The organism is Acinetobacter sp. YH01021 (assembly GCF_013420255.1).
GTDB lineage: Bacteria > Pseudomonadota > Gammaproteobacteria > Pseudomonadales > Moraxellaceae > Acinetobacter.
In genome coordinates this window covers 198,011-205,894 of the sequence record NZ_VOYO01000004.1, presented here as the reverse complement: position 1 = coordinate 205,894, position 7,884 = coordinate 198,011, and the positions used below count along the sequence as shown (strand labels likewise).

General features: G+C 40.7%; 6 protein-coding genes and 1 pseudogene. 2 read left to right on the top strand and 5 right to left on the bottom strand.

The features are described from left to right. Positions 1-128: pseudogene (locus FTT86_RS16280) on the bottom strand (ISNCY family transposase); the annotation flags it as partial. A gap of 141 nt (positions 129-269) precedes the next feature. Here FTT86_RS16280 and FTT86_RS05465 point away from each other — a divergent pair. Further along, positions 270-698 (top strand): hypothetical protein, encoded by a 429-nt coding sequence (locus FTT86_RS05465; RefSeq protein ID WP_000877730.1) that lies wholly within the window; start codon positions 270-272, stop codon positions 696-698. Between the two features lie 577 nt (positions 699-1,275). Then, positions 1,276-2,475 carry a PilT/PilU family type 4a pilus ATPase gene (locus tag FTT86_RS05460; RefSeq protein WP_180180764.1) on the top strand — a complete coding sequence of 400 codons (1,200 nt, stop codon included), beginning with the start codon at positions 1,276-1,278 and terminating at the stop codon, positions 2,473-2,475. A gap of 82 nt (positions 2,476-2,557) precedes the next feature. On the opposite strand, the gene FTT86_RS05455 is transcribed toward FTT86_RS05460, so the two are convergent. From FTT86_RS05455 to FTT86_RS05440, 4 genes are all read right to left on the bottom strand, one after another. Beyond that, a complete protein-coding gene (locus FTT86_RS05455) occupies positions 2,558-3,733 on the bottom strand; it encodes an MFS transporter (protein ID WP_180180763.1) in 1,176 nt (391 codons plus the stop codon). A gap of 239 nt (positions 3,734-3,972) precedes the next feature. Beyond that, positions 3,973-4,347 carry a glycine cleavage system protein GcvH gene (gene gcvH, locus FTT86_RS05450; RefSeq protein ID WP_004280423.1) on the bottom strand — a complete coding sequence of 125 codons (375 nt, stop codon included), beginning with the start codon at positions 4,345-4,347 and terminating at the stop codon, positions 3,973-3,975. 82 nt (positions 4,348-4,429) lie between these two features. Next, positions 4,430-5,458, bottom strand: a complete 1,029-nt coding sequence (locus tag FTT86_RS05445) for an AraC family transcriptional regulator (protein ID WP_004280421.1) — start codon at positions 5,456-5,458, stop codon at positions 4,430-4,432. Positions 5,459-5,908: 450 nt separating this feature from the next. After that, entirely contained in the window at positions 5,909-7,762 is a 1,854-nt protein-coding gene (locus tag FTT86_RS05440; protein ID WP_180180762.1) for an ABC transporter ATP-binding protein, read from the bottom strand. Positions 7,763-7,884: the final 122 nt, after the last annotated feature.

Below are 7,884 nucleotides of genomic sequence, written 5' to 3'. Positions count from 1 at the left end.
TCTAGGCGCATTTCCTTGATCAGGCGATCCTGGAGTGTTCTATTGGCACGTTCCACACGGCCTTTGGCCTGGGGTGAGTTGGCGAAGATAATATCAATATTTAACTCATTCAGAATCCGCCCAAATTTATTGGTGAGAATATAGACACTTTAAATGGGTTTTAACAAGGGCCTTTCGTATAATCGCCATTATGTTAAATAGAATCAAAAAACCTCCAATAAAATCGTTATAGTATTATTGTTTATTGAGTAGATAAGAGAATTAAATTAGTGAAATACTCAAATGAAAAAATAGTAAAAGCTCTCTTACTTTCTCCTTTACCACTACTTTTTTTCACAGCAGTCCTGTTTATCGTAATGAATCAGGAATACAGCCTATACTCGATTTTAGTGGTTCTTGTAGGGCACGGTCTTGTCTACTTGGCTTATTGTATTTTGACTGTACCTTTCAGCTTCATATTCTCAATTCTTTTAAATCGTTATAACAGTCTTAATTTATTAACTATCTGTATTGCCTCTATAATTATTGCTACTCCATTTTTTATTCTTTTTGGATGGAGTCACACAGGAGAAATTTCGAAAGAGTGGTGGAAGATGTATACAGATACATGGACTATCTTTATGGCTCTATTTCCTGGCTTATGTTATTGGCTATTTCTGATTAACCTAAAAGATAAGAAATCAAAGAATATTGAATAAACCATTGCATAGAGATTCTTAAATTTCCCTAAAATTAACATAATACACGTTATACGAAATTCTCTATTTTATTTTATATAAATCATATTTTTATAGTCAAATAAAAAGCCTAACTTAGCTGAATCGGGCTTTTTTAATAATTTACCAAGTTTCACGCCTGTTATTTGAGCAAAGTTCCACGATTTTGTTCAATTTTCATAAACATTATCCTATTTTTCATAATTCATTATTACATCTAATAGAACCGAAATTGGTACATAAAAAATAGGTGAGTTGGTAATCATAAAGAAAGAAAAATAACATTCTATATGTCGCAAATGACAAATAATGAATCGTCTAACAGAATTCAACCTTTAAAATTACAATCCTATTTTTTTGGCAGAGTTGCTTTAAAAAGCTTGAATACTTCTACTTAATTTAATTTTTATTGAAGTAGGTCACATAAATATTAAAAAATATTTTCTTTATAAATCAAATATATTTGAGCATATTTATAAAACGCTGCACAATCAAATTAAAATATTTGGCATAAATCTAAGATCAAGGTTTGTGCAGTTGTGCATTTCCGGGGGAAAAGATGTTCACGGCAGAATTGTTGGACGAAGCAAAAAAATTCATGCATCACATGCTGACCAAGGTGGTGGAATATGGCGGTTCAGATTTATTTATTACGGCTGATTTTCCACCGAGTATTAAACATCAAGGCTTAATGAAACCTTTTGGACAGCAGGAACTCACAGCTGAAAAAACCAAGCTGTTTGCCTACAGTCTGATGAATGATAAACAGCGTAAAGAATTTGAAACTGAACTTGAGTGCAATTTTGCCATCACCGTGCCAGGTGTTTCCCGTTTTCGGGTCAATGTGTTTGTACAACAACTTAATGTTGGCATGGTGATTCGTACCATTACTGCAGAAATTCCAAATTTCCAGAAGCTGAAATTACCGGAATCTCTGAAACATGTGATTATGGAAAAACGTGGACTGGTATTGGTAGTCGGAGGAACAGGTTCCGGTAAATCAACTTCACTCGCAGCCATGATTGACTATCGAAATGAAAATTCAGCCGGGCATATCATTACCGTAGAAGATCCGGTTGAATATGTGCACAAGCATAAAAAATCCATGATTACTCATCGTGAAGTCGGGGTAGATAGCCATTCTTGGCAAAATGCTTTAAAAAATACCTTACGTCAGGCACCCGATGTGATTTTGATCGGGGAAATCCGCGATACAGAAACTATGGAACATGCGATTGCTTTTGCTGAAACTGGGCATCTTTGTTTAGGCACGTTGCATTCCAATAATGCCAACCAGACTTTAGACCGGATTATTAACTTCTTCCCAGAAGAACGTCGCAATCAGTTGTTGATGGATTTGTCCTCCAATATGAAGGCTATTATTTCACAGCGTTTGGTTCGGACTCAGGATGGCAAGGGACGTCGAGCAGCCATTGAAATCATGTTAAATACACCGCTCATTTCAGACTTGATTTTGAAAGGCGAGTTTCATGAGCTGAAAGCCATTATGGCTAAATCCCGTGAACTGGGCATGCAGACTTTTGACCAAGCCTTATTTGATCTGTATAACCAGGGTGAAATTTCCTATGAAGAAGCTTTGCGTAATGCCGATTCTACCAATGAGTTACGCCTGCAGATCAAGCTGAAAAGTAACCGACAGGACAGTACTGCACCAGCTAGTGAAGCAACCCAATTCACCATGATGCAAGATCCAAAAGCGGATGAGAAAGAAGCAGAGAATACTTCGGTGTCAGAATAAACATTTACTCAAAAAATCACAGGCAGAATTTTCTGCCTGTTTTTTTATTGATCTTATTTATTATTCGATTCAATCCATAAAACTAGACGGTTTTACGTTGCACCACCAGCTTAAAATAAACAATACTGCTTAAGGTTAAAATACCGCATAGCATAAAAGCAAACTGATAACTGTAAGCTGCAATGATGGCACCAATCAGTAGTGAACCGATAGCAATCCCCAGATCATAAAACGTATAAAAAGTTGAAGTTGCATAGCCAATTCGATGCTTGGGCGCACATTGAATCGCCAAAGTTTGAATACACGGCTGCACACTACCAAAGCCCACACCAACCATGACTGCAGCCAGCATAAATCCCCATAAGCTCTGAATCTGGCTCAGTAAAAATAAACCCGAACTAAAAGCCAGTAATGCCGGATAAATCACATACTGCGGACCTTTACGATCATAAATTTTTCCGGTGATCGGCCGTAGGCTCATCATGGAAATTGCAAAAACTACAAAGAATAAACCGGCATAGGCCATTAAATCCTTGCTGGCTGCGAAGGGTGCGATAAAAGACATGATGCTCGCATAAGAAAAAGAAATCAGCATGGCCAATACTGCGACAGGCAGCACTTTCTTTTCCACAAAATCTGTCAGCTCAAGCGAGGTTTTCTTATTGGTATTTTTGATGATTTTTTCAGGTTCTTTGACCGGAATCAAAAAACAGAAGGCAAATCCGATAAAAACCAAGACGATCAATAGCATACTGACCTGAAAATAAGACCAGTATTCCATCAGGCTTAGACCTATTAACGGACCTAAGACAATCCCCAGATTAACCGACATGACAAAATAGCCCATGCCTTCACCTTTACGCTGCTCCGGAATAAACTGGTTCACAACAGGCACGCAAACTGTGGTCAAGATACTGAACCAGATGCCATGTAAGAAACGGATGATAAACAGAATCGTGACTTGATCTGCCAACAGATAAGTAAGTGAAAACAGGCTAAAGAACACTTCAGAAATAATCAGGGTTCTACGTACCCCAAATTTTTCGATAATTAAACCGCTAAAAGGTCGCACAGCAATGGCAGACACCATAAACAAGGTCATGGCCAGCCCCGCCTGGGTCAGGTTGCCGCCTAATTCTTTTAAGATGTATATTGGCAAAATTGTGGTTTGTGCAAAATAGAAAATAAATAAAAATAGGTTGTTGGCCAAACAAAGCACAAATGACTTGGTCCATAGTGGCGCTGCAATGGCGTTCATGATTTTCCTAAAATGATATGCTGTAAGACGCTAGGCTCAGCATGGGAAATTATTGTTATAAATAAGCGCGAGCTATCTAGGAGCGAAGGAGATATGAGCAAGACTTTAAGAAAAATAAGTGAAAAATACAATGATATTTCATGATAAATGCATGAAATTTAATTTGAACTAGGAAATGCAACGCTTGATCTTTAATAAAAAAATCAGCCCGGAGGCTGATTTTTTAAAGTTAAAATGGCTTAGAGGCCAGCTTCATATTCTGTATTGGAAAGCAGCTTTTCGACATCTGCCATATTGTCTGGCTTGATTTTATAGATCCAGCCTTTGCCATATGGGTCATCATTAATGAAATCTGGATCATCTTCAAGATCAGGATTGATTTCAACCACTACACCCGACACTGGTGCATGAATATCGGAAGCTGTTTTTACTGATTCAACCACGCCAGCTTGTTCGCCCGCAGTAATATGTGAATCAAGATCTGGTGCTTCTACATAGACTAAATCGCCTAACGCATCCTGTGCATGGTCGGAAATACCGGTCACAACAAGATCACCCTCAATGCGCACCCATTCATGTGTACTTGCGTACTTTAATTCTGCAGGATGATTCATTGATAACTCCTTAAAAATCTTAAGATCATTTTTGACATGTTTTATACATTCTTTTTAAGCAAAACAAAAGGCTTATACTTCCTTATAAATAAGGATCTTTGCGCCAGTTGCTCGGGCTGCGACCACTCCAGCGTTTAAATGCTCTGCTAAAATTGGCGACATCACTATAACCCAGTTCATCGGCAATCTGTTCCAGAGTGAAATCTGTCCGGGATAATAACGAGGTGGCATGCCGGTAACGCACTTCATCGACCAGGGTAGAAAAGGAGGTGCCTTCGGCGGCGAGTTGACGTTTTAAGGTGCGGTCAGACATGTGCAAGCGATCCGCCACACTTTCAATACTGAGATAGTGTTGCTCAGCATGGGTCAATATATCCCGGACACGCATGGCAATCCGATGCCGTTCACCCAAGGCAGAAAGTTCCGTTTCACACTGGTTAATCGCAATCTGGCTGGCAATCGGATCGGCGTGCACCAGCTTATTCATCAGGTAACTTTTATCAAAGCTCAGAATTAAATGCGGTTGTTCAAAACGGAACTGATGCGTTGGAAACTTCGCCATAAAGCGTTCAAAACCTTCCGGCTTCTTAAAATCGAAGTCGATTTCTCCCGTGGCATCGGTAACGCCTGTAATGGCTTTGGCCATACTGATCAGACCAATCATCAAGGCAATGGAAATTTCGGTGCGCAGCGGTTCAAGCTGAATATCGGTTTGCAGCTGTACCGTGGCTTTAGCACCAAAAGTCGAGAAAAACAGTTGCAGGAAGGGTAAACGAAGTTGAATAAATCGATTCGCCAGTACCAGCGCATCGGTAATATTATTCGCCGTCATAATCGCATAGCCAATAAAGCCATGAATCGAGATCCGCATCTGTGTGCCGAGATGATAACCCAAGGTCGGCTCTCCGGTCAGTTTCAGGGCATATTTGACCAGTTCGTTGGCGACAGGGGTTGGAATACGAAAATCAGGATCTGCCAACTGTTCACTGGTCAGGCTAAAAGGTTGGAAAAGCGATTCATTGTTATAACCCCAGCGGGAAATGACATCGAGAAGCAGGAGACCGTAAACACCTGGAATTCCTTGGTCTTGGCGTGGAGCAATTGTTTTCATGCGCGATCCGTTGCACTCATTCAAATTTTTTTATTTATAAATAGATATTGGCATGAAGCCGCCAAATTTTTCATTAAAATTGTTGGACAAAATTTTGGCGATTGTGACTCTGCCACTGGCAGATTAGTCTAAATTCAGCATTAAAATCAATTTAAACCACATAATTTTATTGATGAAATTAAAATTATTTTATTGAACCGGACACATCTCTGCATTGGCTGACTAAGGACAAGGAAATTGCTTAAGCATTGAATAGGACTTCTTCAGAGAGCTTTCAGAACTAGAGAGTTATGTCATTTCATTAAAATACCAGATAGATGGCAACTTGCTGTTCATCTGTAGAGAAAATTTTACAAAGAAAGGTCTGGGCAAAGTTTTCCTTTTTCCAGACCTGTTCAATATTAAGGACGAGCAAATCATTAGAAGTTTTGAAATCTTCTAGAGATCATATTATTCATGATCTTTTGATGCTTTGACCTGTTGCTGAATCAGCATGCCACCAGTTTGACGCTGCCAAAGTTGGGCATAGATGCCATTTAATGCCACCAGTTCATCATGCGTGCCTTGCTCGGCGATTCGACCTTGATCCAGCACAATCAGACGATCCATCTGGGCAATGGTCGACAGGCGATGCGCAATGGCAATCACGGTTTTACCTTGCATTAAGTCGTCCAGACTGTTCTGAATGGCGGCTTCGACTTCAGAATCCAGCGCACTGGTCGCTTCATCCAGAATCAGAATCGGCGCATCTTTCAGGAATACACGTGCAATTGCAATTCGCTGACGCTGTCCGCCGGAAAGTTTCACGCCACGTTCACCGACATAGGCTTCATAGCCTTTTTTGCCACGCAAATCCGTCAGATTGGGAATAAACTCTTCCGCTTTGGCTTCACGCACAGCTTCAAACATCTCTTCATCAGTCGCATCCGGACGACCATATTTAATGTTTTCCGCGACCGTGCGATGTAGCAGCGAGGTATCTTGAGTCACTAATGCAATGTTCTTGCGCAAACTGTCCTGAGTGACCTCATCAATATCCTGACCATCGATTAAGATACGACCCTGATTGATATGATAAAAATGCAGCAACAGTTGAATCAAGGTAGATTTCCCGGCACCTGAACGGCCGACAATACCAATCTTTTCGCCTGGGCGAATGGTCAGATTAAACTGATCAATCACGTTTTTATCATTATAGGCAAAGCTGACATTTTCGAATTTGATTTCACCATGATTGAGCTGTAGCTCTTTGGCACCCGGTTTATCTTCAATGGCAATTTTTCGGCCTAAAGTTTTCATACCATCCTGAATGGTACCGACATTTTCAAACAGGGCAGAGGTCTGCCACATCATAAATTCGGCAATACTGTTCAGTTTCAGTACCATTGCCGTGGTTGCAGCAATAATGCCCAGCTCGGCCTGACCTTCCATCCACAGCCAGATCGCGGTACCCAGTACGCCACCATATAACACTACACTCAGCAGTAAAATACTGATTTCGTATTGGGCACCCAGACGCATCTGTTTATATACCGTTACCATAAATTCCTGCATAGAGGTCTTGGCATACTGGCTTTCACGACCGGCATGAGCAAATAGCTTGACGGTCTGAATATTGGTATAGGCATCCGTAATACGCCCGGTCATGACGGCACGAGCATCCGCCTGGGCATTGGAAATTTTGCTCAAACGCGGAATGAAATAACACGCTGCACAGATAAACAAGGCTAGCCAGACCATCAATGGAATGATCAGCAAGGGTGAAATTGCACCCAAAACAATATTGATGGTGATGAAATAAATCAGCACATAAGCCAGCATGTCACCCAGAATCACCCAGAATTCGCGTACTGCCAGAGCGGTTTGCATGACTTTGGCCGATAATCGTCCGGCAAAATCGTTGTGGAAAAAATCCAGGCTTTGTTTCATCAGCAGATTATGAAAGCGCCAGCGTAAACGCATGGGAAAGTTGCTATACAGAATTTGATGCTTAATCAGTGATTGTGCGCTGGCGAAGAAAATATTGGCCAGCAGAACAATACTCAGTAAGGTTAAATTACTGGCATGTTGCTCCAGAAAAGTATCGGGCTGGCTTTTACTGAGCCAGTTCACCAGCTCACCAATTTTTGAATACAGTAAGGCTTCGAAGCTGGCAGCACCGGCAGTACACAGCACCAGAATCAGCAAATAACGGCGGACTCCATAGGCTGCCTGCCAGACAAATGGAAAAAACCTGGTTGGTAAAGGTTGATTCAGATTTTTGGTGGGATAGGGGTCAACCAGTCTTTCAAGCCATCGAAACATTATCGTACTCTTATCATGCATTTTGCTTTTCGGGAATTATAAAGGATTCTGTTTTTTTAAGCCCGTAATTGGGTGAAATTGCCACAAAATGATTCACTCAATTAAAACTTAGATTATAAAAC